At 69.9% G+C, this 25,249-nt stretch carries 30 protein-coding genes, 1 tRNA gene and 2 pseudogenes; 18 read left to right on the top strand and 15 right to left on the bottom strand.

The features are described from left to right. Nucleotides 1–28 precede the first annotated feature (28 nt). On the bottom strand, nucleotides 29–1,528 hold the full coding sequence (locus ACIRR9_RS04775; protein ID WP_403747544.1) for an MFS transporter: 1,500 nt from the start codon (nucleotides 1,526–1,528) through the stop codon (nucleotides 29–31). A gap of 458 nt (nucleotides 1,529–1,986) precedes the next feature. Between ACIRR9_RS04775 and ACIRR9_RS04770 the strand changes: the two genes are divergently transcribed. The 4 genes from ACIRR9_RS04770 to ACIRR9_RS04755 all read left to right on the top strand — a co-directional run bounded on the left by ACIRR9_RS04770 (nucleotide 1,987) and on the right by ACIRR9_RS04755 (nucleotide 4,655). Next, on the top strand, nucleotides 1,987–2,865 hold the full coding sequence (locus ACIRR9_RS04770) for an alpha/beta fold hydrolase (protein ID WP_403747541.1): 879 nt from the start codon (nucleotides 1,987–1,989) through the stop codon (nucleotides 2,863–2,865). A gap of 149 nt (nucleotides 2,866–3,014) precedes the next feature. After that, a complete protein-coding gene (locus tag ACIRR9_RS04765; RefSeq protein WP_403747539.1) occupies nucleotides 3,015–3,611 on the top strand; it encodes a TetR/AcrR family transcriptional regulator in 597 nt (198 codons plus the stop codon). A gap of 139 nt (nucleotides 3,612–3,750) precedes the next feature. Then, the gene (locus tag ACIRR9_RS04760; protein ID WP_403747537.1) at nucleotides 3,751–4,485 is read left to right on the top strand and encodes an NADPH-dependent F420 reductase; all 735 of its coding nucleotides are present in this window, start codon (nucleotides 3,751–3,753) and stop codon (nucleotides 4,483–4,485) included. A gap of 20 nt (nucleotides 4,486–4,505) precedes the next feature. Beyond that, the gene (locus ACIRR9_RS04755; RefSeq protein WP_403748194.1) at nucleotides 4,506–4,655 is read left to right on the top strand and encodes a hypothetical protein; all 150 of its coding nucleotides are present in this window, start codon (nucleotides 4,506–4,508) and stop codon (nucleotides 4,653–4,655) included. A 54-nt stretch (nucleotides 4,656–4,709) separates the two neighbouring features. Here the strand turns inward: ACIRR9_RS04755 and ACIRR9_RS04750 are convergent. Further along, nucleotides 4,710–5,048 (bottom strand): annotated as a pseudogene (locus ACIRR9_RS04750) (ASCH domain-containing protein); the annotation flags it as partial. Between the two features lie 463 nt (nucleotides 5,049–5,511). Between ACIRR9_RS04750 and ACIRR9_RS04745 the strand changes: the two are divergent. Next, the gene (locus ACIRR9_RS04745; protein ID WP_403747536.1) at nucleotides 5,512–8,583 is read left to right on the top strand and encodes an FG-GAP-like repeat-containing protein; all 3,072 of its coding nucleotides are present in this window, start codon (nucleotides 5,512–5,514) and stop codon (nucleotides 8,581–8,583) included. A gap of 706 nt (nucleotides 8,584–9,289) precedes the next feature. On the opposite strand, the gene ACIRR9_RS04740 is transcribed toward ACIRR9_RS04745, so the two are convergent. From ACIRR9_RS04740 to ACIRR9_RS04700, 9 genes are all read right to left on the bottom strand, one after another. Next, nucleotides 9,290–9,577: an SCO5918 family protein gene (locus tag ACIRR9_RS04740; RefSeq protein WP_403747534.1), complete on the bottom strand. Its 288-nt coding sequence runs from the start codon at nucleotides 9,575–9,577 to the stop codon at nucleotides 9,290–9,292. A gap of 80 nt (nucleotides 9,578–9,657) precedes the next feature. After that, nucleotides 9,658–9,996 (bottom strand): hypothetical protein, encoded by a 339-nt coding sequence (locus ACIRR9_RS04735; RefSeq protein ID WP_403748163.1) that lies wholly within the window; start codon nucleotides 9,994–9,996, stop codon nucleotides 9,658–9,660. Between the two features lie 176 nt (nucleotides 9,997–10,172). After that, on the bottom strand, nucleotides 10,173–11,708 hold the full coding sequence (locus tag ACIRR9_RS04730) for a DEAD/DEAH box helicase (protein ID WP_403747533.1): 1,536 nt from the start codon (nucleotides 11,706–11,708) through the stop codon (nucleotides 10,173–10,175). Nucleotides 11,709–11,972: 264 nt separating this feature from the next. Continuing rightward, nucleotides 11,973–12,179 carry a cold-shock protein gene (locus ACIRR9_RS04725; RefSeq protein ID WP_403747531.1) on the bottom strand — a complete coding sequence of 69 codons (207 nt, stop codon included), beginning with the start codon at nucleotides 12,177–12,179 and terminating at the stop codon, nucleotides 11,973–11,975. Nucleotides 12,180–12,418: 239 nt separating this feature from the next. Further along, nucleotides 12,419–12,754 carry a MerR family transcriptional regulator gene (locus ACIRR9_RS04720; protein ID WP_403747530.1) on the bottom strand — a complete coding sequence of 112 codons (336 nt, stop codon included), beginning with the start codon at nucleotides 12,752–12,754 and terminating at the stop codon, nucleotides 12,419–12,421. Between the two features lie 283 nt (nucleotides 12,755–13,037). After that, nucleotides 13,038–13,301, bottom strand: coding sequence for a hypothetical protein (locus ACIRR9_RS04715; protein ID WP_403747527.1), 264 nt, complete (start codon nucleotides 13,299–13,301; stop codon nucleotides 13,038–13,040). Between the two features lie 123 nt (nucleotides 13,302–13,424). Beyond that, nucleotides 13,425–13,853, bottom strand: coding sequence for a DUF5994 family protein (locus ACIRR9_RS04710; protein ID WP_403747526.1), 429 nt, complete (start codon nucleotides 13,851–13,853; stop codon nucleotides 13,425–13,427). A gap of 171 nt (nucleotides 13,854–14,024) precedes the next feature. Beyond that, nucleotides 14,025–14,351, bottom strand: coding sequence for a hypothetical protein (locus ACIRR9_RS04705; RefSeq protein ID WP_403747523.1), 327 nt, complete (start codon nucleotides 14,349–14,351; stop codon nucleotides 14,025–14,027). Nucleotides 14,352–14,451: 100 nt separating this feature from the next. Then, entirely contained in the window at nucleotides 14,452–14,712 is a 261-nt protein-coding gene (locus ACIRR9_RS04700) for a hypothetical protein (RefSeq protein ID WP_403747520.1), read from the bottom strand. A 356-nt stretch (nucleotides 14,713–15,068) separates the two neighbouring features. Between ACIRR9_RS04700 and ACIRR9_RS04695 the strand changes: the two genes are divergently transcribed. After that, the gene (locus ACIRR9_RS04695; protein WP_403747519.1) at nucleotides 15,069–15,761 is read left to right on the top strand and encodes a hypothetical protein; all 693 of its coding nucleotides are present in this window, start codon (nucleotides 15,069–15,071) and stop codon (nucleotides 15,759–15,761) included. Nucleotides 15,762–15,797: 36 nt separating this feature from the next. Here ACIRR9_RS04695 and ACIRR9_RS04690 read toward each other — a convergent pair. The 3 genes and pseudogenes from ACIRR9_RS04690 to ACIRR9_RS04680 all read right to left on the bottom strand — a co-directional run. Further along, nucleotides 15,798–16,314 (bottom strand): annotated as a pseudogene (locus tag ACIRR9_RS04690) (PP2C family protein-serine/threonine phosphatase); the annotation flags it as partial. After that, nucleotides 16,228–16,932 carry a PAS domain-containing protein gene (locus tag ACIRR9_RS04685; protein ID WP_403747517.1) on the bottom strand — a complete coding sequence of 235 codons (705 nt, stop codon included), beginning with the start codon at nucleotides 16,930–16,932 and terminating at the stop codon, nucleotides 16,228–16,230. The pseudogene ACIRR9_RS04690 and the gene ACIRR9_RS04685, both read right to left, overlap by 87 nt. A 641-nt stretch (nucleotides 16,933–17,573) precedes the next feature. Then, nucleotides 17,574–17,644, bottom strand: a tRNA-Gly gene (locus tag ACIRR9_RS04680). Between the two features lie 525 nt (nucleotides 17,645–18,169). Here ACIRR9_RS04680 and dcd point away from each other — a divergent pair. From dcd to ACIRR9_RS04665, 3 genes are all read left to right on the top strand, one after another. Then, nucleotides 18,170–18,745, top strand: coding sequence for a dCTP deaminase (gene dcd / locus ACIRR9_RS04675; RefSeq protein ID WP_351956638.1), 576 nt, complete (start codon nucleotides 18,170–18,172; stop codon nucleotides 18,743–18,745). Between the two features lie 10 nt (nucleotides 18,746–18,755). Further along, nucleotides 18,756–19,274 carry a phosphoribosyltransferase gene (locus tag ACIRR9_RS04670; RefSeq protein WP_403747515.1) on the top strand — a complete coding sequence of 173 codons (519 nt, stop codon included), beginning with the start codon at nucleotides 18,756–18,758 and terminating at the stop codon, nucleotides 19,272–19,274. Nucleotides 19,275–19,434: 160 nt separating this feature from the next. Then, nucleotides 19,435–19,566 carry a hypothetical protein gene (locus tag ACIRR9_RS04665; RefSeq protein ID WP_403747513.1) on the top strand — a complete coding sequence of 44 codons (132 nt, stop codon included), beginning with the start codon at nucleotides 19,435–19,437 and terminating at the stop codon, nucleotides 19,564–19,566. 872 nt (nucleotides 19,567–20,438) lie between these two features. On the opposite strand, the gene ACIRR9_RS04660 is transcribed toward ACIRR9_RS04665, so the two are convergent. Continuing rightward, entirely contained in the window at nucleotides 20,439–21,197 is a 759-nt protein-coding gene (locus tag ACIRR9_RS04660) for a GntR family transcriptional regulator (RefSeq protein ID WP_362559178.1), read from the bottom strand. A gap of 189 nt (nucleotides 21,198–21,386) precedes the next feature. On the opposite strand from ACIRR9_RS04660, the gene ACIRR9_RS04655 reads away from it, so the two are divergent. The 9 genes from ACIRR9_RS04655 (at nucleotide 21,387) to ACIRR9_RS04615 (ending at nucleotide 25,249) form a co-directional block, all read left to right on the top strand. Continuing rightward, the gene (locus ACIRR9_RS04655) at nucleotides 21,387–21,722 is read left to right on the top strand and encodes a hypothetical protein (protein ID WP_362559180.1); all 336 of its coding nucleotides are present in this window, start codon (nucleotides 21,387–21,389) and stop codon (nucleotides 21,720–21,722) included. Nucleotides 21,723–21,724: 2 nt separating this feature from the next. Beyond that, entirely contained in the window at nucleotides 21,725–23,062 is a 1,338-nt protein-coding gene (locus ACIRR9_RS04650; RefSeq protein WP_403747510.1) for an FtsK/SpoIIIE domain-containing protein, read from the top strand. Between the two features lie 84 nt (nucleotides 23,063–23,146). Further along, nucleotides 23,147–23,314, top strand: a complete 168-nt coding sequence (locus ACIRR9_RS04645) for a hypothetical protein (protein WP_403747508.1) — start codon at nucleotides 23,147–23,149, stop codon at nucleotides 23,312–23,314. Nucleotides 23,315–23,352: 38 nt separating this feature from the next. Then, nucleotides 23,353–23,997, top strand: coding sequence for a DUF2637 domain-containing protein (locus ACIRR9_RS04640; protein WP_403747505.1), 645 nt, complete (start codon nucleotides 23,353–23,355; stop codon nucleotides 23,995–23,997). A gap of 19 nt (nucleotides 23,998–24,016) precedes the next feature. Continuing rightward, a complete protein-coding gene (locus ACIRR9_RS04635) occupies nucleotides 24,017–24,199 on the top strand; it encodes a mobile element transfer protein (protein ID WP_403747503.1) in 183 nt (60 codons plus the stop codon). Nucleotides 24,200–24,219: 20 nt separating this feature from the next. After that, nucleotides 24,220–24,543 carry a SpdD protein gene (locus ACIRR9_RS04630; RefSeq protein WP_403747500.1) on the top strand — a complete coding sequence of 108 codons (324 nt, stop codon included), beginning with the start codon at nucleotides 24,220–24,222 and terminating at the stop codon, nucleotides 24,541–24,543. A 91-nt stretch (nucleotides 24,544–24,634) separates the two neighbouring features. After that, nucleotides 24,635–24,817 (top strand): hypothetical protein, encoded by a 183-nt coding sequence (locus ACIRR9_RS04625; RefSeq protein WP_393810824.1) that lies wholly within the window; start codon nucleotides 24,635–24,637, stop codon nucleotides 24,815–24,817. 5 nt (nucleotides 24,818–24,822) lie between these two features. Further along, nucleotides 24,823–25,065, top strand: coding sequence for a hypothetical protein (locus ACIRR9_RS04620; protein ID WP_403747497.1), 243 nt, complete (start codon nucleotides 24,823–24,825; stop codon nucleotides 25,063–25,065). Beyond that, entirely contained in the window at nucleotides 25,058–25,249 is a 192-nt protein-coding gene (locus ACIRR9_RS04615) for a hypothetical protein (protein ID WP_403747495.1), read from the top strand. Before ACIRR9_RS04620 ends, ACIRR9_RS04615 begins: the two co-directional genes overlap by 8 nt.

The raw sequence follows: 25,249 nt of genomic DNA, 5'->3' as shown, positions 1-25,249 counted from the left end.
GGCGTCTCCCGCCACGCCGGGTTCAGGCTCAGTGGGCGATCACTGGTTCGCCCTCCGACGGCGCCAGGGCCCGATTCGGCATCAGGAACGCCATGAGCACCGCGCCGGCCACGAAGATCCCGGCGCCCCACGCCAGGGTGGCCGTGTAGCTCTCGACCCCGGCCTGGGCCATGGTCAGTGCGCTGGGCTTGTGCGAGGACAGGTAGTCGGTCGCGGCCGATGAGGCGACGGTGGTCAGCAGTGCCGTGCTGATCGAGCCGCCCACCTGCTGGCTGGTGTTGATCAGTGCCGAGGCGACGCCCGCGTCCTCGTGGTGCACGCCCGCGGTCGCGCCCTGGAACGCGGTGGTCATCACCGCACCGATGCCGAGGCCCAGCAGGATCATGCCCGGCATGATGTCGGCGACGTAGGCGCTGTTCAGCGTGAGCTGCGTCAGCAGGGCCATGCCGGACGCGGAGACCAGGAAGCCTGCGGTGATCACGATCTTCGGGCCGACCCTGGGCAGCAGCAGGGACGGCACCGTGGTCGACGAGGCGACGATACCGCCGACCATCGGCAGGAAGGACAGGCCGGCCTCGATCGGCGAGTAGCCGATGCTGGCCTCCAGGTAGTAGGTCAGGAACAGGAAGATCGAGAACATCCCCATGCCCAGGACGAACACGGTCAGGAACGAACCGCCACGGGTCCGGTCCAGCACGAGTCGCAGCGGCAGCAGTGGATGCGCGGCCCTGGACTCCAGCCAGGCGAACACCGCGAGCAGCACCACGCCGCTGATCATGGAGCCGAGGGCGACCGGGTCGGTCCAGCTGGTGGATTCGACGTGCGCGAAACCGTAGACGATGCCGAACAGGGCGGCGCTCACCACGACGGTGCCAGGAATGTCGATCCTGGGTCGCTCGGTGACCACGGGCTTGGCCAGCAACAGCAGCGCACCGGCCAAGGCGACGCTCGCGAAAACGACGTTCACGTACATCACCCAGCGCCAGGACGCCCATTCGGTGAGCATGCCGCCGAGCAGGAGTCCGACCGCGGCGCCCGCACCGGACAACGCACTGAAGATGCCGAACGCCTTCGGCCTCTCGGCCGGGTCGGTGAAGGTCACGCTGAGCAGCGAGAGCGCCGCGGGCGCGAGCAGTGCGGCGAAGAGGCCCTGGGCCACGCGTGCCGCGACGAGTATGTGGAAGCTGGTGGCCGCGCCGCCGACGACGGATGCGGCCGCGAAACCGACCAGGCCGGTCACGAAGGTCGTACGCCGGCCGAACAGGTCTCCGAGGCGGCCCCCGAGCAGCAGCAGGCTGCCGAACGCCAGGGCGTACCCCGTGATGACCCACTGCCGGCTGCCGTCACTGAAACCGAGGGCGTGCTGCGCTTCGGGCAGCGCGATGTTCACGACGGTCGCGTCGAGCGTGACCATGAGCTGCGCCGTGCCCAGCACGACCAGCACCCACCAGCGCACGGCATGTGAGCCGCGGCGGCCCGAGTCTGTTTTCCCGGAGGCGGGCGCCCCGCGGTCGAGGGTGGTACTCACTTTTCCCCTTAATCGCTGGTCATGGGCCGACCATGGGCCGGAAACCGATCTGTTTCCACTTAGGAAAACAGATCGGTTTCCTCGGTGCAAGTGAACGGGTCGGTTCCGACCCGGGGCCGCCGCGCCACTCGGCGGCGTGGTGACCGCGGACACGGCACCCAGGCCCAAGCGGGTACTCAAGTCCTCCGAGGCGGCCGCATCACCGTGTACATCGAGAGCACGAAGGGCACCCGCTCCAACTGGGCTTGACCACGCCGACATCGGCCCGGCCGGACAGACGGGTGGGGAACTCGCCGCCACAGGGATCCACGGGCGCGGAACTCCCCCGCACAGCCGGAGCCGGCCGGACTTGCGCTGCAAAACCGATCGGTTTACCTTGATGGAAACCGATCGGTTTCCCATTCTCCGGAGAGGGTCATGACCGTTTGGTTACTCCCTCACACCAAGGAGCCGGCGAGATGCCCAGCCAGGAGTCACGTCCCACCATTCACATTCCGGGGACCACCAGCCACACCATCGCCCCGCGTGCAGGCCTCGACGGCCGTGAGGGAACCCTGCGCTACCTCAAGGCCGGCACCGGCGCCCCCCTCGTCCTGCTGCACACCGTGCGCACCCAGGCCGAGCACTTCCGCCTCCTCATCCCGCTGATCGCGCAGCGGTACACCGTGTACGCCCTCGACCTGCCGGGGATGGGCTACTCCGAGATCGTGCCCGGGGCGTCGTACGACGAGCCCGCGATGCGTGCGGGCGTCGAGCGGCTGCTGACCGAACTCGACCTGCACGACGTGACGTTGGTCGGTGAGTCCATGGGTGCGGTGCTCGCCCTGACCGCCGCGGCCGAGCTACCGGAGCGGGTACGACGCGTCGTCGCGGTCAACGCCTACGACTTCCGCGACGGAATCGCCCGGTCCGGCCTCCTCGCCCGCGTGGTGGTCGGCGGTGCCCTCGCCCCGGTGGTGGGCCCGGTGATCGCCGGGGTGGAACCCAAGTCCGCCCTCCGCAGGATCCTTCAGGGCGGCCTCGGCGACAAGAGCGCATTGCGCGAGGACTACGTGGACGAACTCCTCCGGGTGGGCAGCCGCCCCGGCTACCCGACCGTCGCCCGAGCCGTGTACCAGGCCCTGCCCAGCCTCATCGCGGCCCGCGCGCACTACCCCGAGATCGAGGCGCCCATCCACCTCGTCTACGGCGAAAAGGACTGGTCCCGCCCGTCGGACCGGGAAGCCAACAAGCAACTGCTTCCGGCCGCCGACTTCACACAGGTCCCCAAGGCAGGCCACTTCATCGCCCTGGAACGGCCCGACGTGCTGGCCGACCTGCTGAACGCGGTGGCCTGACCCGCGCGGTCACTGACCTGAGGTCCCGGATCGTCCTGCCCGTGGTACGCCCGGGTTGACCGGATGCTGCCTCCGTTTTACTGTGGGACCAGTTCGGAGGCAGCCTCCGTTTTATCGGAATCGCAGGATCGCGTGAGTCGGGAGGACGCATGGGTGCCAGTGCACAGCAGGGGCGCAGGCCCCGTGCGGATGTCCAGCGCAACCGTGTCGCCCTGCTGGAAGCGGCGCAGCGGCACTTCCTGACGTACGGGGTCGGTACGTCCCTGGAGGCGGTGGCCAAGGACGCGGGCGTCGGGCCCGGCACCTTGTACCGGCACTTCCCCACCAGGGAGGCGCTGCTCGCGGCCGTGCTGCAGACGCGCTCCGAAGAACTGGTGGCGCGACAGGAAGAGATCGCGCGCCTCGGCGACGCCGACAAGGCGCTGGAGCAGTGGCTGCGCGCGCTGGAGGAGTACTTCAGCGCGTTCAGCGGACTGCCGGAACCGCTCATGGCAGCGGCCAGGGCGCAGGATCCGGACAACCCGCTCACACTCCCCTGCGACACCGTCATCACCGTCACCGAGGAATACGTGCGGGCCGCTCAGCGAACGGGATACGTGCGCGAGTCGGTGAAGGGGTACGACCTGTTCCTCGCGGCCATCTCCGTCGCCTGGCTCAAGGGTGCCGGCGCCGCGGAGGAGGAGTCGCTGGACCGCGTTCGCGCGCTCATCGCCGCCGGTTACCGCGAACGGAACACCGAGGCGTAAGCCCCTGCTGGGCGATCACCGGAGCATCCAGGGCCTCTGGACTTCGGGCGGTCCCGCGCGCCTCCATTCCACCGTCCACAGTTCCACAGTGCTCACTTCGTGCCGCCCTGGGGTGGTACGTCTCTCAGAAGGACAAATCATGAAAATCTCCGTTATCGGCGCCGGAGCAATCGGTGGCAACCTCGCGCGCAAGTTCGGCGCAGCCGGTCACGACGTCCAGGTGGCCGACGCCCGCGGGCCCGAGGCCGTCGCACCCGGCGTACTGGAGACCGGCGCCCGCGCCGTGGCTCTCGACGACGCCGTCAAGGACAGGGACGCCGTCATTCTGGCCATCCCCTTCGGGGCGGCGGGACAGCTGGCCGATCTGTTCGCCTCCGTCCCCGCTGGGACGGTGGTCATCGACACCTCCAACTACTACCCGCACCTCAGCGGACGGGTCGAGGCGGTGGAAGCCGGCGCCATCGAGAGCGTGTACACCTCCGAACTCCTCGGACGCCCCGTGATCAAGGCATGGAACGCGGCCCTGGCCGAAACCCAGCGAACGAAGGGTGTCCCGGCGGGCACTCCGGGCCGGATCGCCATCCCGGTGGCCGGCGATGCCGAGGAAGCGAAGCGGGTGGCCATGCGTCTGGTGGACGACACCGGATTCGACCCCTACGACGCGGGAGCACTGGCCGACTCCTGGCGTCAGCAGCCGATGGGCCCGGCCTACTGCACCGAGCTGACCCTGGACGAGTTGCCGGCAGCCCTGGCCGCGGCCGACCGAGTCAAGGACGCGGCCGTCCGGGAGAGCATGGCGGAGCGCTTCGCCGCCCTCGGTGCCGATCCCACCCTGGAGGACGTCGTCGAGATGAACCGCGCCGCCCACAGGTGACCGCACCTGTCGTCGGCGTCATGACTGCCACCCCGATGTCCGACACCTCCGCCCGGCCTGCATTCCGCGACGCCATGGCCGCCACCGCCTCCCCGGTCGCCGTGGTCACCGCCCTGGACGGCAGGCGCCCGCACGGCACCACGGACGGCGCCTTCGGCTTCTGTCCCTGACGCCCCCGATGGTGCTGGTGTCGCCGGACAACCGGTCGCGGGCCAGAGCAGAGCGATCTCGATGGCGAGGGCACCGAGGGCCTCCTTCTCAGGTGGGGAGATGGCGCGGATGTCGGCCAGTTGCTGGTCGCGGGTGGCGGTCGGGTCGACGTCGGCCGTCCCCTCACCGTCGAGCAGGGCCGCGAAGTCGACGTACTCGGTGACCCGGACGATTCCGACCTCGCAGGTCTCGTCTGTGCCCTTGACACGGAACCGGATGGTGCCGCCTGCGGCGAGGCCGGCGAGGTGCGGGTACATCACGCGCACCTCGGTGGTCTTTGTGCCGGCGGCGACGAGGTCGAAGTACCGGCGACAGAGGTTGAGTTCGCGGACGCGGGCGTGAGTCTCGGTCATGGAGCGGGAACGCTTGTGGGCGCTGGTGCGGTGATCAGGCGGCCGATCTCGGCTGGAGAGTACAAGCGGAAGAAGCGCCGGTCATGACCAGCAGTCGGTCAGCGTATGCGGTGACGCTGCCGGGCCATTGCCGCACGCCGAGCATCCCATCCGCCGCGCCGGTGGCGCGGTGGCGCGGCCTTCGCGGATCAAGGGATCGAGCACCGCATCCGCGCCCTCCTCACCGACCTCGGCACGCAGGCCGGGACCTGACACACCCCACTAGCTGACGTGTGGCCCACTTCCTGCTCTCTCGCCCCGGGTACCCCTGAGGTGTCTGGGCTTGCTGTTATTCTCGTGCCGCTTTGCATGGGGGGCAGCTGGGGGGCTGGGCATTTTCGCAGCGCTGTAGCTGTATGCGCGCGCCTGATCGGCCGCCGCCGTCCCGTCATGCCTTTTCCGCAGAAAGGCCCAGGAGGCGACGATGGCCCGTCGTACCACCGCCCGTGGCGTCGTCGCCGCATTGGCGGTTCTCACCGTAACCGCCGGTCCCGGCCCGTTCGCCGTCACGGCTGATGCGGACAACGGTGTCGGGGGCACCGCCCTCACGGCGGAGAAGGTCTTCCAGGCGGACCGCTACCTACCGCGCAGGGACCGGATCCACAGCGCCGGCCCCAGTGGCTATCTGCATGCCCAGGAGGGTCGTCCGGGCTACCTGTGGACGTCGTACGACACCGGTACGACGACCGAGCTGGGCGACCTGGCCCGACTCGAACTCCCCGCATACCTGGGGTCGTCGTCCGACGTCGTGGCCGATGTCGTCTCGCCCACGCAGAAGGTCGTCCTCAGGGACCTGTCCGTCGGCACCACCACGGACATCGCCATCACCCACGGCTCGTACGAGGCCACCTTCGGCGCCCATGTGCTGACCCAGGCCCGGGACGCCGACGGCAACCGCGCGCTGTGGCTCTACGGCGACGGCGCGCCCGCCAACGGCACCCTCGTTGCCGGATGGCCGACCGGAATCACGGCCAACTTCACTGTGCTGGGCGGTGACAGCGGCACCGCCGTCGTCAGCTATGCGCTGGGAAACGGCGAGCGGCACCTGGCCCTGGTGAACCTGGCCGCCGCGAGAGTCACCGGCGATGTGACCGTGTCCGTCGCTCCCACGGCTGTCGCGCTGAGCGCGGACCGACTGGTCTGGTACCAGTCCGGCAGCCCGGTGGCACACGTCCTGGACCGCACCGACCTCTCCGCCACCGAGACCACCGTGACGCTGCCCGGCACGGAAGGCACCCCGTACGCGGGCATCGCCGGGCGCTGGCTGGTGGTGGCCCGTTCCGTACCGACGGACCCGTACGATCTGGCCGACAGGTCCGGCGAGCGGCTGATGGCCGTACCCCTCACGGGCGGTGACCCCGTCACCCTGCTCCGGCACGCGAACACTTCTCTCGTCACGGCACCGGACGGCACTTTGCTGGCCGTGGGCGGCACCGACGCCGGGCACTGGGCGGTACGCAGGGTCACCGACACGGGGACGGGCACCCCGACGCTGACGGAGCTGACCGCCGTACCGCCGGCGGCCGCGAAGATCAGCCGGCTGTCGTTGCAGAACGGTCTGCTGGCCACCGACGAGGCCGACAGCTCGTTCCTGGGCGCCTACTTCACCCGGCGGATCGCCTCCGACGGATCGCCGGGCGCGCCGACCTGGCAGACCTGGGACAACCGCGGGACGGGCCCGTACGCCACCGGTGACGGAAAGGTGGTGACGTTCACGGCCGAACCCGACCCCAACGGCCCCGGCTCGTCCGTCCAGTCCCTCGACGGCCAGGCGGGCTTCTACCTGCCCTCGGCCTCCGGGGCCGTCCTGGACATCACCGGTCGCTACGCGATCGTCAACGGTTCCTCCCCCGCCAAGCAGTACGTCGGTGACCTGGGCGTCTACTCCGACCTGCGGCCCGTCGTCACCCGCTCCGTCACGGCCGCCTCCGTCTGGGGAACCAGCCTGTGGACACCGGGTTCCGGCACCGGTGTCGTCACCGCCAAGGATCTCAAGACCGGCAAGGTCACCGACACCGTCAGCACCGGCGCCCCGTGCACCCCCAAGGAGCTGCAGGCGGTCGGCCGCTGGATCTACTGGTCCTGCGGCCCGACCGCGACGGCCGGCGTCTGGGACCGCACGGCGAAGAAGAACATTTCCGTCCCGTCCGGCCAAGCAGTGCTCGGCGACGGCTACCTCGTCCGGCACGACACCTCGGCCGGCGCGCTCCTCCTCACCTCCTTCGCCGACGGCACCGCGACCACCCGCAAGATCGGCGACCTCGCGGCGGGCAGCTCCAGCCTGCGCGGGGTGACCTGGACCGTGGACAAGTTCGGCGGACCTGCGGCCTACGTCGACGCGGACCAGCGGATCCACCTGGTACCCAGCGGGGGCGCCACCCAGCGACTCTCCGCCGTCGAGTCCGAGGCGACCGACAACGCGTCGGAGAGCAGCTCGGCCGACAGCCCGTGGTGGCAGTGGCGCGGACTGCTCTCCAAGCCCGCCGCCTCCTGGACGGCCACGCTCACCAGCAAGGCCACCGGCGCCGTGGTCCGCACGCTCACCGGCGGGGAGGTGGACGGCACACTGACCGCACGGTGGAACATGCGGAACACCGCGGGCGGACTCGTCCCCAACGGCATGTACACCTTCAAGCTCACGGCCGCGCCCGCCGACGGTTCAGGGCCGGCGCTGACGGTGACCCAGACGGTGGACGTGTCCGACGGAGCAGCCGTACGCCACGACTTCACCAACAACGCCGGCTGGGCGCCCGACGGTATCGGCGACGCCCTGACCCTCGGCTCCTCCGGCGTCGTCAGCTACCGCCCGGGCAACCGGTCGGGCGGCTTCGACAAGGCCATGTCCGCCTCGGGCTGGCCCTCCTCCGTGACGCTGGTCCCGTTCGGCGACCTGGACGGCGACCGGCGCAACGACATCCTCGTCCGGTTCAGCAGTGGCGAGCTGCGGGTGTACCGGACCATGCGCGGTCAGGCGTTCCTCACGAGTACCCCGCACACCTCGCTGGGCACCGGCTGGAACCAGTACAACCTGCTGACCTCGCCCGGCGACATCACGGGCGACGGCCGCCCCGACCTGATCGCCCGCAAGACGTCCACGGGAGAACTGTTCCTGTACAAGGGCACGAGCACGGGGAAGCTGTCGGCGCGGATCAAGATCGCGGGGAACTGGTCGGGCTACAAGAAGATCGTGGGCGTCGGCGACTTCAACGGCGACGGCCGCGGTGACCTCCTGGCCCAGGACCGTTCCAACACCCTCTGGCGCTACGACGGCAACGGCTCCGGCGGCTTCAAGTCCCGCGTGAAAGTGGCCTCCGGCTGGGGCTCGTCGTACAACGCCGTCGTGGGCGTGGGCGACATCACCGGCGACGGCAAAGCGGACATCGTCTCCCGCGACACCTCGGGCAACCTGTGGCGCAACACCGGGAACGGCTCGGGCTCGTTCGGGCCCCGCACGAAGATCGCCTCGGGTTGGCAGGTGTACAAAGGCGTGTTCTGACGGCCCGGCCCACGACGACGGCGAGCACCCCTCACTGACGACGCCCCGGCTCCTCGGGAATGAGGCGCAAGTGGCCTGGAGTGGCGCTCGAGAGCCTCTTGGGTGGCTGTTGCGTCTGGGCTCGGGGCACACAGAGGGTATCCACGCTCGAATCGGACTAGCCAAAAGCAAACCCCACGTCGCTGACCTGGGGTTTGATTCTGGAGCGGGTGACGAGAATCGAACTCGCGCTCTCAGCTTGGGACGCGACGCGCTTGGCTGACCGCATCTCCTCTGACCTGCGTGGACTTATCCTGCTGACGCTGTTGCGAGGTCCCGTTCACACCGCTGTTGACCGTGGGAGTCCGCTCTTATGGGCACGCCGTGGGCACGGAGCAGTCGATGGGAGTGGTGCGAGGCGTACGCGGCCCTTCCCGGAGTGCGGTCGGCGGTTCTGGCAGTGCGCAACCCCATGAACGGTTGCGCTCGCACATGTCGGGCGCTGTGGGTACGGCTCGGCCGGGCCACACCGGTTGTCGCCGGTCGCCTCGCGGCGGCAACCGGGCGAAGGGAGCCGTACCGGTCTCGTGCAGCTCACGGCTTCTTGCCGAACCGGCAGCTTCCACAAGAGCGGGTTCATGTGTCCGGCCCGCTCACAGACCGAGTGCCAGATCCTCGGCCTTCAAACCCGTAAGCGGCACTTGAATCGCCGTAGCTCCCGAAACCGTCACCAGCCGAACGCGTCCTCGTCGTCTCGCGTCTCCCGGCGCGGGGCAACCGGGCGCGCTTCGTGGCAGGTGAGGCCGAGCCGGGTCAGCGCCCGGCGCATCTCCTGTGGCGTGAAGTCCCGGCGGTTCTGCCTGGTGATCACTTCCCCGACCTGCATCACGGGGTAGATCTGGCCGTCGATGGTCACGGAAACACCCGTGACGGGTTGGGGAGTGATGCCGCTCATCGACTGCTCGACCCCGCTCTTGGTCAGGTCGAAGGGAAAGCGGGCGATGACACAGCGCATGAACGCCTCCACAGGGATGGGTGAGAACGTCGGGGAACGGCTCTGGAGAGGCCGGACGCGCAACGGCGACCGGACGGCGGTCAGGGTGTGAGAGCGAGGACGCCCAGGGCGTAGCCGTGCTCGTCGACCACGGGGGAAACGTCCAGCGTCCGTACCCGCATGGCGGCTTCCGCCTCGCCGAGTGCGGCCGCCGACGCGGTGAACGGTCCGCGGTCGAGCGGGATGTCCCGCAGCCGGGTCCGGTCGCTGAACCACGAGCCGCCACGGTGTGCGGCGAGCTGGGCCCGAGTGACCAGTCCCGCGCAACGCCCGTCCTCGTCCTGGAGGAGGAGGTGCGGAACACGAGCTCCGATGAGCACGGACAGGGCCACGTCGACCGCCATGTGGTCGTCGACCTGCGGCCCGGGAGCGTGCAGCATGGCGTCGCGGGCGGTCAGACCGGTCCGATGGGCCTGACCGGACCGGTGTGCTCGGGCCGTGATCGGCGTCGTGGGCGGAATCGGCTTCAAGGGCTTCTCCTCTTCGTCGGGGGCGGGCAGGAGGGCGACGTCTCGGCGTGACCGCTGGGAGCGGGGGTGCGTTCCCGGTGCCTGGGCTATGTGGTGGGCCCGGCGGTGGAGCGCCGCGCTCGGGCTGCGGCCCGGCCGTTCCCGCCCCGTCCGGCGGCCCGGCCCCGGCGGTCACGGCCGGCGGATCCCTTGCCCTCGCGTTGTCCGGCGACCGGTGCGGGGATGCTGACGGGCACGCCGGACGGGGTCCGGGCGCCGGTGACGGCATGCAGTTCGGCCGTGCCGGGGCGGATCCGGGCGGTGCGCGGGGTGATGCCGGCGTCGGCCATCAGCCGGTCCACCGCTCGGCGCTGGTGCGGCAGGACGAGGGTGACGACGGTGCCGGACTCGCCTGCGCGGGCGGTACGGCCGCCGCGGTGCAGGTAGTCCTTGTGGTCGCCGGGAGGGTCGACGTTCACGACCATGTCGAGGCGGTCGACGTGGATTCCGCGGGCCGCGACGTTGGTGGCCACCAGCACCGTGACGTGGCCGTCCTTGAACCGGGCGAGCGTCCGGTTGCGCTGCGGCTGGGACTTGCCACCGTGCAGGGCCGAGGCGCGTACGCCCACGGACAGCAGGTGCTCGGTCAGCCGGTCGACCGCGTGCTTGGTGTCCAGGAACATGATCACTCGTCCGTCGCGGGCGGCGATCTCGGTCGCGGTGGTGTCCTTGTCGGCGTCGCGCACGTGCAGCAGGTGGTGCTCCATGGTGGTGACGCTGCCCGCCGGCGGGTCGACCGAGTGCACCACGGGGTCGTGGAGGTAGCGGCGCACCAGGAGGTCGATGTCACCGTCCAGGGTGGCCGAGAACAGCAACCGCTGCCCGCCGGAGGGGACTTGGTCGAGCAGTGTGGTCACCTGCGGCATGAAGCCCATGTCGGCCATCTGGTCGGCCTCGTCGAGGACGGTGACGGCGACCCGGTCCAGCCGGCAGTCTCCCCGTTCGATGAGGTCCTTGAGGCGGCCGGGCGTCGCGACGACGACCTCGGCCGCGCCCCGCAGGGCGCTCGCCTGGCGGCCGATCGGCATGCCGCCCACCACGGTGGCGAGTCGCAGGCCCAGGGCGCGGGCGTAGGGCGCGAGTGCGTCGGTGACCTGCTGGGCCAGTTCCCGGGTGGGGACGAGGACCAGGGCGAGCGGCTGCCGGGGCTGGGCGCGCTGCCCGTCGAGGCGGGCCAGTACCGGCAGGCCGAAGGCGAGCGTCTTTCCTGATCCCGTACGACCCCGGCCCAGGACGTCCCGGCCCGCGAGTGCGTTCGGAAGGGTGGCCGCCTGGATCGGGAAGGGCACGGTCACGCCCTCGGCGCGGAGCGCGGCCAGCAGCCGTACGGGCATGTCCAGTTCGGCGAACGCCTCGACCGCGGGCAGCGGCTCGGTCAGGGTGACGGGCAGTGCGAACTCCTGTCGGCGCGCGGTGGAGTTCGCTCCCTGACGGCTTTTGCGCCCGGTGCCCGGACGAGGACCCTGGTGGCCCGTCTCCTGCTTACGGAATCGACTGCCGCGCGTGGAGCCTGTCGAGTGCAGGGCACTCCCGTTCATGCGGGAGCGACCGGAGGTGCCGTTGGTGCGACGGGTGCGGTTCAAGGGGGAACCTTCCTCGATACGGCATATCAAGGAATTCCGTCCAACGGCGGGCAGCCGTACGGGGAATCACAAGAACGAGCCGAAGAAAAAAGCCAAAAGCCGGGCCTCTGGATATCGAAGGCAGGGCTGTCGATAATGCGGGAGCTCCGCGAGATCTGGGAGGTCCGGAAAATCTGGTAACGCAACGGCCGGGGGCCCGCACCCCAAGAGTGCGGGCCCCTGCCACGTCACGCGAGCCCGTGGCTCACGACGTTCGCGTCGGCGTCAGGCGGCGACGATGTTCTCGGCCTGCAGGCCCCGCTGGCCCTGCGTGACGTCGAAGCTGACCTTCTGGCCTTCCTGAAGCTCGCGGAAACCGCCGTTGCTGATGATGTTCGAGTAGTGGGCGAACACGTCAGCGCCGCCGTCTTCCTGCTCGATGAAGCCGAAGCCCTTTTCCGCGTTGAACCACTTCACGGTGCCAGATGCCATATTGAATCTCCCTTGGGGGGCAGTACCGGACTCCGCACTTTACGGAGCCGAGTCGCCGCGATGATCACCCCTCCGAAAAGATCCGGAAAGCTCTGCAAAGATGAAATCTCTGGCAACCAAAACCGCAACTCGTATAACGCTAACACAGGTCGGAAGGAAGCGACCAGGGCATTTTGTTATTCGCCCGGTAACCCTCATCCCGTCGACGGCCGTATTTCTGTATCGGCGGGACCAGGTATTCACGCCCCTTCGTCCAGCCTCCGTCGCATTTCCCGGTTCATACGGAGAGCGTCTTCGAGCTGGTCCTCGAGAGAGATGATGCGGCACGCGGCCTCGATGGGGGTGCCCTGACCGACCAGCTCCCGGGCGCGGGCGGCGACGCGCAACTGGCGGCGGGAGTACCGGCGGTGACCGCCTTCCGAACGCAGAGGAGTGACAAGTCCGGCTTCACCGACGGCCCTGAGGAAGGCGGGGGTGGCGCCGAGGACATCGGCGGCCCGCCCCATGGTGTAAGCGGGATAGTCGTCGTCGTCGAGGTTGCCGGCAGTAGGGACGGGGGCGTTCTCGGCGGGCATGGCACCTTCGTTTCGGGAGAGGTACGGGGGGACCCAGGCGTGCGTGGCACCCCGTGCCCCGATGGACTCAGCACCGTCTGCCTCGTCCGACAACCCTAACTCCGGCAGGTACGGACAGGTGGCCTCGCCGTGACAGTTTTCCTTCCTTGCCACACCCCGATGTCCCCTCCGCGTACGGCAGGGCTCGCCACCGCACGTCACCGCCCGTCGAGGAAGACCCCGGGCAGGTCACGGCACGCCGTCCCGTCGGCCGTTCGGCCCTCCTCCCAGGCGTCCTGTCCGTTCACTGGGCGGGAAGGCGGCCCAGCAGCCCGGTGCAGCGGAAGACCAGGTCGGTCGTGCGGTTGTCGTGGACGATGCGCAGCCGGCCGTCCCGGACGCGGCAGTCGGACCACGCCTCGCACAGCGGCGGCAGGATGCTGCAGTCGGCGAAGGTCAGCTGCTCAGGTCCACGATGATCAGCGGCCGACCGGACCGGGACCGCGCGGGCCTCGGACAGAGCCCGACCCGGCGGTGCCACGGTCTGCGCGTCCAGGTCACCGTGCACGCGGACGATACGGCGCCCTTCGAAGAGCGCAGACGCCTCGCTCCGACCGGCCGACGGATCGCGCGGTGAGGGGGATCAGGACGGGACGGCATGCCGCAACGGCTTCCACCGGGGCCGCGAACCTCATTCCTTCTCCCCTGCCGCGCCTCCGAGACGACCGGTGCGGACGAGGGCCAGCATCCGCGTGGCGGTCAGCCGGTTCTCGGGGTCGTCGACCGCGGCCAGCAGCCGGGCGGCCGTTCCGGCGGGCTCCTCGGGCGGGACCACCAGAAGCACCCAGCGTCCCACGGTGCCGCAGTCCAGGGTGATGACGTGCGCCTCGCCTCCGGGACCAGTCGCCTCCACGGGGATCGCCCGGCCGGGCGCCATGACCGCGTGCGGGGCGCCGGGCCATTCGTCGGGGTCGACGGCGACCCGTACCTCGGCGTCCGGGTCCGGTTCCAATGCGCCGACGAGCGAGGGCAGTTCGAGTTCCAGGGCGTCGCAGCGCGGCCACCATGCCCCGTCCAGCGGGCCGTGGCTGACATCCCGGGTGAGGGTCAGGCGGGGCATGGGCATGCGATACGTGTGCGCGTCGGCCGCGGACGCGCCTGCGCCCGGCGTTCTGCTGGTTCCCATCGTGCGGTCCCGTCCCAGGCGCCAGGAGAACGGCCGCCTGTTGCGTCACTCGCCGGGAACGGCACCGCCGACCGCGCTGCGCGAAAAGCTCTCGGTGCGGTCAGGCTACTCCTGCTCGTGGAGCTGCGGACGGGGCCGATCTTCCTGCTCCTGTGTCTCTCGCTCCTCTCGCTCCTCCTCCCGTTCCTCCATCAGGCGAATGCCCTCGTGTGTCAGCGAGACGGCGGCCGGGGTCCGGTGCGAGGTCCAGTCCACGTTGATCAGGCCCTCGTCGGCCAGGTAGACGCAGGCGGCGGAGAGGTCCTCGTCGGGCAGGCCCAGCTCGGCGCGGAGCGTCGATCCGCTGACCTCGGGTTGGTTGTGTTCCACGGCCCCGTACAGGGATCGCAGGACCGCCTTCCGGTTGTTCTTGCGTTCGCGGAGTTTCGTCATGTCTGTCGTTCTCCGAGGTGTTGCTCCGAGGTGTTGCTCCGAGGTGTGGGCAGCCGTGTGGGGACGGCCGGGACGACCCTCCTGGACTCACGGACCCGGGTCACACCTCATCGGTGTGTGCCGGCGCCTGCCCCGTCGACTCACTGGTCGCGAGCCACGACCGTGCGGGTTCCGCGGTGCGGGCGGTGTCGAGGGTGAGATGGAGCCTGGTCCCTCCTCCACGTCCGGCGGGGTAGCTGCGCTGCTCGGTCGAGGCGAAGCAGCGACGGAGTACCTCGGCCACACGCCGGGCGACCTCCGGGGTCGAGGCGACGATGCGTACCTCGGCGTGGCTCTCGGAGGGCACGGGCTCGTAGTTCATGCGGACCTCCTGGCGGGCGACAGGCAGGACCGGAGCGCGTCGCTGTCCGACCCGCCGGGAGACGGTGCGGAGGCTGCCGCGGCGCGTTTCCGCGCGGGCCCATCCGAGTTTCCGGACGCCCCCCTTTCTGAAGGGTATGCCGGGGAAGACCGCCCGTGCGTGCCACGGCCGCGCAGCAGTCCGCCCCTCCACGGGTTGCCCACCCCCGGCGACCGCCGGGCCGCCGGGGCGCGTCCGGCCGGGAGTACGGTGGGAGAGACCGAGGGCATGCCGTGCACCGCCTTCGACATCGATGCCGTTCTCGGCGATCGATGACGCCGGGGCGGCCTTCGGTCGTGCCCGGGGCAGGGTTGCTCATGTCCGCGCACGCGTTCCTCCCGACGATCTTGGCCCTCCCCGCGCTCCAACCCGCGCGGGGCAGGCCGCGCACGCTCCTGCCGGACTCGGCGAAGGCGGAGCGCCGCTCCTCGCCCGAGGTGGCGGAACGCGTCCGTCCACTGACCCGTGGTCAGGTCGCAGACCGTCTCCAGGAGCTGGGTGACCTGTACGCGGAGACCTCCGGTGGCGACGCGTGGGCATGGAACCAGGCGCGGGCGGCTTTCCTACGGCGTCTCGCGGCTGACGCACGACGCCCGGGGTTCTCGCTGCTGATCGCGGAGACCACGGTCCTGGCCGGATACGCCTACGGCTTCCGCCCGGCCGACGCAGGTCCGTGGTGGGCCGGGGCCTGCGGACACCTGGGAGGGAGCCTGCTTCGCCGCGGCGCCTCCGGGGGGCTCTTCGTCGTCTCCGGAATCGTGGTGCCGCCTCGCGTGCGCCGGGAGTACAGGGACCAGGTCTGGAACCTCGCCCGGCGCCTGCAGCGGCGACTGCTCGCCGACCACGGTGCCGCGCTCGGCGTCACGCTGGTGGACGCCCGGGATGCCAGGACGGTCGAAACCATGCGGTCCTGGGGCTGGCGGACCGCAGGAGACGACACCCTCCCGGTCATGCCGCCGGCCGTACCGCCCGGCCCCTTCCGCGTTCTGGTACTGGCTCCGGGGACTTGAGCAGCCACCCCGTCATGGATCACGCCTCGGCCCCGGTCAGGGCAGGCGCAGGGCGAGAAGGGCGATGTCGTCGGTGCTGCCGGGCGGCATCCGGGCCGCCAGCTGATCACACACGGTGTCCAGCGGCTCGTGGGCGAGCGTGAGGGCGTGGCGGCGCAGTCGGCCGAGCCCGGTGTCCAAGTCGCTGCCGGGGGACTCGGTCAGGCCGTCGGTGTAGAGCAGGAGCGTGGACCCCGGCGGCAGGGCGTGGACGGCGCTCGGCCGACGGCTGCTGCCGCCCAGGTTGGTTCCGAGGATCAGTCCCTGCCCGGCTTCGAGGTACTGCGCGTTCCCGTCGGGGGTCAGCAGCAGGGGCGGCGGGTGCCCGGCACTGGTCCAACGCAGTGTCCAGGGGCCGGTGTCCGGGCCCTCCACCCGGGCGAGGACGAGGGTGGCCATCGGCACGGTCGTGATGGCGTGCATGGCGTCATCGAGGCGGTCCACGATCGCACCCGGTCGGCCCGGTATGGTCCCAGGCGAGGGAGCGCAGGATGCCGTGCAACTGCGCCATGCCGACCGCGGCGGTCAGATCGCGGCCGACCACGTCGCCGATGACCAGGGCGAGCGTGGCGTCCCTCAGCGTGAACGCGTCGTACCAGTCGCCGCCGACCTGCGAGCCGGCCGGAGCGGGCTGGTACCGGGCCGCCAGCTGGATCCGACCGTGCTCGGGCAGCGGGGCGCCTCCCGGGTCCCGACGGCACAGGTCATGCAGGTCCTGCCCGTTCACCACCGCTGCCGGGCGGCCCAGCAGCCGCTCGGCGGCCGGGTTGACCGCGACGATCCGCCCAGCCGGGTCGATCACGGCAACGGCCGTGCCCAGTTGCTCCACCACCTGCTGCCACAGACCTGGCGCCACCGCCGACAGTCGCCTCTCGTGCTCTCCGCCGGACCTCAAGCCCTCGACCGCGCCGCCGTCCTTGCCGCACAAACCGCACCGCGGCCCGGGACCCCAGGCCGCCGGGCCGCAGAGATGTCGGTGCCCCGATGGTCCCTCGCCGAGTACCCGGCGCACGGCCGACACGACAGCGCCTCCGAGGCAACGCGGTACGGCCACTCCGGCCGGGCCTGTCACTGCCGGTACGGATCGCACCGGCCGTCGCGGTCCGCGCTGCGCGATAGCCGTGTCGGCCATGGCTTTCCCATGGCGGAAGGCCAGATGGCCCTCGGTGGCCGACCACCGGACCGAACGCCAAGGCCCATGTCTCCGACCCTGGCCTACGACGCGGGTCTGCACCACTCAGCCGATCCAAACCCTTCCCCAACGTCTCGGCTGCGCTTGGGCAGGGGCAGACCCCCCTGCCGGCGTGCTCGTCCTGGACCTCGCCGCCATAGTGAACATCGCGCCGCCGACCACGACACCGCCGCGTTCCCTCCCCTTCGACCATCGCGATGTCCGCGCCGTACGACCATTGGCCCGCCGCGAGGCATCCGGGTCCTGCCCGACGACGTGCCACTCCGATGCGGCCATTCACCGGCGAAGTCCCGGCTGCTGCAGGGGACTTCGGTAATCACCGCTCCCCGACGCACCAAGACGCGCTTCAGCAGTACCGAGGGAAGCGCAGGCTGAGGGCTCACAGGTGCGGCCGATGCGATTGGCATATCGAAACCGCAGGTCAGAGGCTACGTTCGATGCCAGTTCCGGTGAGCCTGCCATGGCCATCGAGAACTCGCGCCCTCCGCGTGCCCAATCCTCGTGACCCTCCAGGCCGATCCGGCTGAACATCCCCTCGCAAAAACACAAGCCCCAGGCCAGTGGCCTGGGGCTTCAAGAAGAGCGGGTGACGAGAATCGAACTCGCGCTCTCAGCTTGGGAAGCTGATGTTCTACCATTAAACTACACCCGCGTAAGACGCCGAATTTGTCGGTGTCCGAACGCTCGCTCACTGTACCCCATCGCGGACCTCCGGCGCTCAGAGCCTGGGGTTCGTGTGCGTTTCGGGGGCCGGCAGGGGGTGGGATCCGGCTGCGGGCGGCCGGAGTTGGGGCGTACGGTGGGGGTGTGGGAGAGGGTCCGGGCGGGACGGAGTGCCGCCTGGAGAGCCGTCCCTTTGATCCCGTAATGTGGCTTTCCGTCGTCACGGCAGTAAGCCCGACGCGGCTCCTGGGGAAGGGACTTAAGGGACTTGATGGAACGCACCGTCGTCCGCTGTGCCGAAGGGCACGTGTTCAGCACCGCTTCGTTCCCGATGCAGCAGGCCGAGCGGCTCGGCCCCGGCCGGCTCGTCCGGTGTCCTAAGTGCGCCCGGTTGCGCAGCGCCGTACCGGTCACGCTCGAAAGGCAGTAGCGGCACACGAAGAACTGCAGTAACAGAGGCGCGTGGACTCGTGGTGGTTTTCGCGGGTCCGCGCGCCTTGCGTATCCTCGGGACGTGCTTCTCTCAGACAAGGACATCCGGGCCGAGATCGATGCCGGGCGGGTACGGATCGATCCCTACGACGAAACCATGGTGCAGCCGTCGAGCATCGACGTACGGCTGGACCGGTTCTTCCGGGTGTTCGAGAACCACCGGTACCCGCATATCGACCCCTCCGTCGAGCAGCCGGACCTCACCCGGCTCGTGGAGCCCGAGGGCGACGAGCCCTTCATCCTCCACCCCGGTGAGTTCGTGCTCGCCTCGACGTACGAGGTCATCAGCCTGCCCGACGATCTTGCGTCGCGGCTGGAAGGGAAGTCCTCGCTGGGACGGCTCGGGCTCGTCACCCACTCCACCGCCGGGTTCATCGACCCGGGGTTCAGCGGGCACGTCACCCTGGAGCTGTCCAACCTCGCGACCCTCCCGATCAAGCTGTGGCCGGGCATGAAGATCGGGCAGCTGTGCATGTTCCGGCTCTCCTCCCCCGCCGAGCACTCCTACGGCAGCGAGCGCTACGGCTCCCGCTACCAGGGGCAGCGCGGTCCCACCGCCTCCCGCTCCTACCTCAATTTCCATCGGACACAGGTGTGAGGCGCCGGGTATGAGCAGCGGAAGTGACGCTCGGGAGAACCTCACCTACGAGCGGTTCGGCGTGGCCGTGCGCGAGCTCGCCCAGACCATCGCCGACGACGGGTTCGAGCCCGACATAGTGCTGAGCATCGCCCGCGGCGGGGTCTTCGTCGCCGGCGGACTCGCCTATGCCCTCGACTGCAAGAACCTGCATCTGGTCAACGTCGAGTTCTACACGGGGGTGGGGACGACCCTCGAGATGCCCGTCATGCTCGCCCCCGTCCCCAACGCCATCGACTTCAGCGACAAGAAGGTCCTGATCACGGACGACGTCGCCGACACCGGCAAGACGCTGAAGCTGGTCCGCGACTTCTGCCTCGACACCGTCGCCGAGGTCCGCTCCGCAGTGATCTACGAGAAGTCCCACTCCCTCGTGAAGTGCGAGTACGTGTGGAAGCGGACGGACGACTGGATCAACTTCCCGTGGAGTGTCTTGCCTCCAGTACATAAGTCGGGGGAAGCCGCCAAGGCGAACAGGGAGGCGCTCTAGGTTCGTTCGCCCGTGCGGCACAACATTTGGGGGTGCCCCGGATGTCAGTGCCGACCGATATGCTGACTGCCGTCCACTTCCGGTCCATCCCGAGCTTCGGACCTAAGAGCCGAAGGCCCCTGCACCCCAGGGGTTAGCACGACCGGACTGGAGGTGTGACATGGCAGAACTGCGAAAGCCGGAAGAGCCGGACCGTGATCGGCGCCAAGGCCCCACAAGGGCCGAGATCCTGATCGCGATCCTCACGGCGATAACGGCACTCGCAGGCTGTGTGGAGCAGCTCGCGCGGTAGTACCGCGTAGCGAAGTGGTGCCGGACGACAGGGCCAATGCGAAACGGGCCCGACCGTCTGTTACTCGGCCGGACCCGCTTCGATGACTCCACGCACGAGCCCGGTCCTGGTCTAGGCCGCCAGGGCCGGGCCTCCGTGCTGGAGAACTTGAAAGCTAGGTTGTTTGGCCAACTTCATTTGGCCACATGCGCTTGGCCAACCCAGTTTGCCTTGCCACTATATCTACCCCAACCCGGTCCAGCTCTAGTGGGCCCTAGCGGTTCCGAGCGGAATCTAGCGAAAACTATCGGTCGCCATCTTGGGGATCCTGGACATTTTACCTGGTCAGGCCCCCTGGAGTGCCTCAAGACCGGCTCCATCTACGCGATAGCGTTGAGTGTCAGTGCGTGTACTTTTGGTGACCCCATAGAGCAACGTCACCTCCTCCAGCCACCACCCACCCCAGCTCCCATCCCGTCTGCCGTCGGCCCACACACCGTGGAGCGGGCGTGGTTCATGGCGTCCAGGTGGAGCGCGCCACTGTACGAACGACCTGGACGCCATGGGCCTCGTCTGCTCGGCTCTGCCTGGGTCGATGGCAGGCGGGATGGGAGCACCCCGCGCACGCCACTAACTCGCCGGCACTCGCGAACGGCGCCCCCGCCATCTCGGAGCCTGAGCGCCCCCGCCGGAGGCCGTTCTGACCGTGGCCGCTTCTCTACGGTGATCGACCCATGACCCGGCACGTCCACGTGGGCGCGCGTCGGCGCAGCGCGGGCGGAGCGGGCCGAAGGCAGGAGCGGCGCCCGGAGCGGAGCCGGGAGCGCGCCCGGCGGAGCGGAGCGCAGCCGGCTTGATGAGGTAGAGAAACCTGTAACAAGATCCGCGTCGGCCTACGCGTCGAAGTCGTACTCCAGGATGTAAGAGGCCGCGTCCAAGGTCATCTCGTTGATCTCGACCGGGCGCCCTTCGTCCGCGAATGCGGTCCGGCAGATCAGGATGACGGGCGTACCGGAGGAGATACCCAGCTGCGACGCCTCATCCTTCGAGGGCATGCGCGAGCGGATCTCTTCGCGGAAGTGCACCGGCTTGTAGCCGAGTTCGGCAAGGCGGGCATAGATCCCACCTGCCCCCGGATCCTCGTGCGTGATGGCGGAACCCCCCACCACTGATGTGGGGAGGTAACTCGTCGCCAGCAGTACAGGCTTCCCGTCCAGCACGTACCGCCGCCGGCGGACGCAGACCGTCTCCTCGTCGGCAAGGTCAAGCACGCGCCCGATGTTCTCCGGCGCGGCCTCCTCTGACACCGCCACCTGGTCCACTTCGAGTGTGCGGTTCTCGGTATCGGCCGCCCAGATGGATCGACCGCTACCCCACTGCTCCTCGGAAAGCCGCTGGATGCCCCGGCGCCGTAGAGGCCGGAAGGACCGAACGAAGACGCCGGCGCCCTTACGGGCCTCGGCTACGCCTTCGTCTTTGAGTACACCCAGCGCCTGACGTGCCGTCATGCGGGCCACGCCGTGCGCGGCCATCAGCTCGTTCTCTCCCGGAAGCCGATCACCGGGACCGTATTCGCCCGACTGGATCGCCTCGCGCAGGGAGTCTGCGATCCGCTGGTACTTCGGCCGACGGTCGTCGTCGGTGGTGGCCATTCGGAAGCCCTCCTCTCTTCTCTAGACAGCCTAGGGCATGGGCAGGTCACCCGCTCAGTGCGTGTAACCGCAATCCTTCACTCTCAACCTCTCTAGACATCTCCCTTGACGACCTCTCTAGACATGTGCTTCCATCGAGATGTCTAGAGAGGTCGCGTAAGGCGGCCTCCAAGAACGAGGGATGTGCTCATGCCGTCTTTCAAGGTCGACCTTTCGACCGCTGTGGTGTTCGTGGCGACTGCGCCGGAACCGAAGATGGTCAACAAGCGGACCGGTGAGCGTGCCGTGGACCGGGACAACCCGAACGTCGGCATGTCCACCGTGGGCCTGCTGGTCTCGGACGAGGGGGAGGGCAACCTCTACCAGGTCACCGTCCCGGAGACCGGACTCCCGGAGGGACTCGCGCCGGGCACCATGGTCGCCGTGACCGGCCTCAAGGCCCGCGACTGGGAGAACACGTTCAACGGCGAGAAGCGCCACGGGATCTCGTTCCGCGCGGTCGCGGTCACCCCGCTGGGGGCCTGACCATGACCGACGTCACGCCCTGGCTGGAACTGGGCAGCGTCGCTGCCGGTGCCGGCGGGCTCGGCTACGCGAAGGTCCGCGCCCCGCGCGTGTACTGGTCGCTGGTCGGCCTGCCGGTCACCTGGGGCCGGTTCACCTGGACCTACGGCTCGACCATGGAGGTGTGCGGGCTGACGGTGCAGCCGTCCCGCCTGCGGGCCTTCATGACCCGCACCATCGCCCACTCCGAGGTGCGACCGGTCCCGCCGAAGGTCCGCCGGGTCCGGGGCACCTCGACCGGACTCGTGGTGACCCTGCGGCTCCCGGCCGGTCTGGAACCGGCAGACATCGCCGCGTCCTCGGAGCGGCTCCGGCACGCCTTCGGGGTGCGGTCGGTGACCGTGTCCGAGACCAAGCCCGGTTACGTGGAACTGCGGATGACCGGCTACGACGTCCTCAATCGGGTCCGTATGCCGCGCACAGCCAAGCCCCGTGACCTCATCGTCCCGGTCGCGCTGCGCGAGGACGGTTCGGTGTACGAGCGGGACTACCGCAAGGTCCCGCACGGTCTGATCCTGGGCGCGAACCAGTCCGGGAAGTCCATGCTCCAACGCAACCTGGTCAAGGGGCTGGCTCAGCTCCCGGTCGGGCTGGTCGGTATCGACTGCAAGCGCGGTGTCGAGCAATCCCGCTACGCCCCGCGTCTGTCGGCGCTCGCGACCGATCCGCAGTCCGCCGGCCTGCTGCTCGACGCGCTGGTCCGTGAGATGGAAGAGCGCTTCGACCTGCTCGCCCTGCACGGCGCCTCCGACCTGTGGGACCTCCCGGAGGACGTTCGCCCGGTGCCGCTGGTCGTCCTCATCGACGAGATCGCCGAACTGTTCTTGGTGACCTCGAAGAAGGACGAGGCGGCTCGCGACCGCACCGTCATGCAACTGGTGCGGCTCGGGCAGATGGCGCGTGCGATCGGGATCTACCTGGAGGTCTGCGGGCAGCGCTTCGGCTCCGACCTCGGCAGGGGCGCGACCGCTCTGCGTGCCCAGCTCACCGGCCGCGTGGTCCACCGCGTCAACGACAAGCAGACCGCTGAGATGGGCCTGGGGGACATCGCCCCGGACGCGGTGTCGGCCGTGACCGCGATCCGTGCGGACCGTCCCGGCGTCGCGGTGGCCGGCGACACCTCCGGCGGCTGGTCCCGCGTCCGCACCCCCGAGGTCACCCCCGACGAAGCGGCGGCCGTCTGCCGCGAATTCGCGGACCTGACACCGGAGTTGGCGTTCCTGGACCCGTTCCGGCCCGTCGTCCGCAGCGCGCCGGTGAAGGCTCCCGCGCTGGTGATCCCGGAGCCGGTCACCGACTGATCCCCCCTTCGCACCACGGTCCGCGCGACCGCTTCGCGCCAGGTCCCTACCCGCTCCATGCCCGAAACCGAGAGGAGATCGCTCATGGCCAGGAAGAAGGCCCCGGAGCCGAAACCCGCCGCGTGCGAGGTCTGCAAAGGCACGGGTGAGGTCTCCCGCACGGTCGAGGTCGGCCGCAAGCGCCGCGCGGTCGGCAAACAGACCGGGTTCTGCCTCAACTGCCTCGGCTCCGGCGAAGCACCCACCGACTAGCCCCTGACCTGCTCCAACGCCCTGAAGGAGGTGAAGACATGAAGCTCTCGATCCGACCGGACGCCGTGCTGGTGCAGGCCGTGATTGCCGGGGCGTTGTCCTTCGCCCACCTGCACGACCTCGCCCAAGCCGCCGGGCAGACCGGATGGAAGGCCTGGGCCTACCCCGTCTCCGTCGACCTGCTCCTCGTCGCCGCCTGGCGCCGGCTGCGGGCGCAGCGCTCCCGGCTGGCCTGGTGCTGGTTCCTGGTCGCCCTGGTCGCCTCCCTCGGCGCGAACATCGCCACGGCCGGCTTCCTCGACATGGAACACCCGCCCGCCCTGCTCCGCCTCGGCGTCGCCGGCTGGCCTGCGGTCGCCTTCCTCGGCGGCACCCTCCTCGCCCACCAGCACACCGACCACGCCCCCGACCCGGTACCCGCCCCCGAGCCGGAGCCGCGTGCAGTGGTCGAAGTCGACCGCCCCCAGACGCCCGAACCTGCTCCGGAGATCTCCGAGCCGGAGCCGGTCCCGGCGCTGCCCAAGACCGCTCTCAGCGTGCCTCCGGCGCTGATCGACCACGCCCGGAAGGTCGCCACCGACCACCGCGCCCGCACCGGAGCAGACATCGACGCGGCCACCCTGCGCGCCCGCCTGGGTCTGCCGGAAGACCTCGCACTCGCCATCGTCGCCCAACTCGCCTGACAGCAAAGGAGGTTCCACCGTGCGCCCGAACCGCTTCTACGACGTCATCCGCATCGGGCCGGTCAAGGTCGCCACGTTCAACAACGGCCGTGGCCAAACGAAGCACATCGCCGCCTGCACCGCCCCCAAGTGCGGTTTCTCGACCGAGCACTTCGACCGAGCCGCCGCCGAACTCGCCGCCCGAACCCACACCTGCACCTGACCCCGAAGGGAGATCCACCGATGTTCACCCCGAAGTACCCCACCCCCGACACCGCTCCGACCCCGGCGCCCACCGCGCCCCAGACCACCTCCCCGGCGCCCGTCGTCCCCACGGTTCCCACCCCGGCCCCGGTCACCCAGGTGACCCCGGTCTCGGCCCGGCCGATCGTTCAGCTCACCCCCGGCAGCACGCTCGCCCTCGCGGCCGGCGGTGGCGCCGTGGTCCTGGTCGTCGGCGCGGTCCTGGTCTCCATGCTCCTCGCTGTCGCCATCACCGCCGTCTCGCTGGCCGTGGTCGCGGTCGTCCTCAAGTCGCTGCTGAAGGACCTCAACAACCAGCGCTGAACGGCCCCGGGGCGGCTCTCTCGCCAAAGATCCGCCGCCCCGGCGCCTGCACCCATTCCTGATCCAACGGACCCGAGAGGGAAGCCCCATCATGCCCCGGAACACCCCGAGCCCGCGCCCCTGCCGCGACTGCGACGGCTTCGCCACCGCCGCCATCGCCACCGGCACCCGCAACCCGGACGGCACCCGCACCACCCTCCGCGTCGACTGCCCAGCCTGCCACGGCACCGGCACCACCGCCCCCGCCCCGGCGCTCGCCCGGACCGGGAGGTGACGGCCATGGAGAACCTCACCGTCTCGGCCCACATCGAGCCGGACACCCGTTTCCGCGTCACACCGTTCGCGGACCGCACCCGCCCCTTCGTCAGCCTCCGCATCGGCGGCGACAGCGTCGAGATCGCCCTTCTCGCCGCCCCCGGCACCTCCGAGACGCTGCGCAGCCTCGCCGCCGCCGCGATCGAAGCCGCCGGCGCCCTGGACGCCATGACCGCTGACGCGCCGGAGGTGACCGGCCGTGGCTGACCTCACCCCAACCCCGGACCGCCCCGGCCTGCACGTCCGCAAGCCGTCCCCGGACGCCCCCGCCACCGCATCGGCCGTCTGCCACTGCGGAGCCCGCGCCACCGCCACGGGCGACACCCAGGTCAAGGCACTGGTCGACGGCTACACCGCCCACCACGGCCCCGCCCACCGGAACGGGCGGTGA

Origin of the sequence: Streptomyces sp. NPDC101234 (assembly GCF_044767525.1) — a bacterium.
In the GTDB taxonomy this organism is placed as follows: domain Bacteria; phylum Actinomycetota; class Actinomycetes; order Streptomycetales; family Streptomycetaceae; genus Streptomyces; species Streptomyces sasae.
Note: the sequence above shows the minus strand (reverse complement) of the source record. Positions and strands in the feature narration are given on the sequence as shown.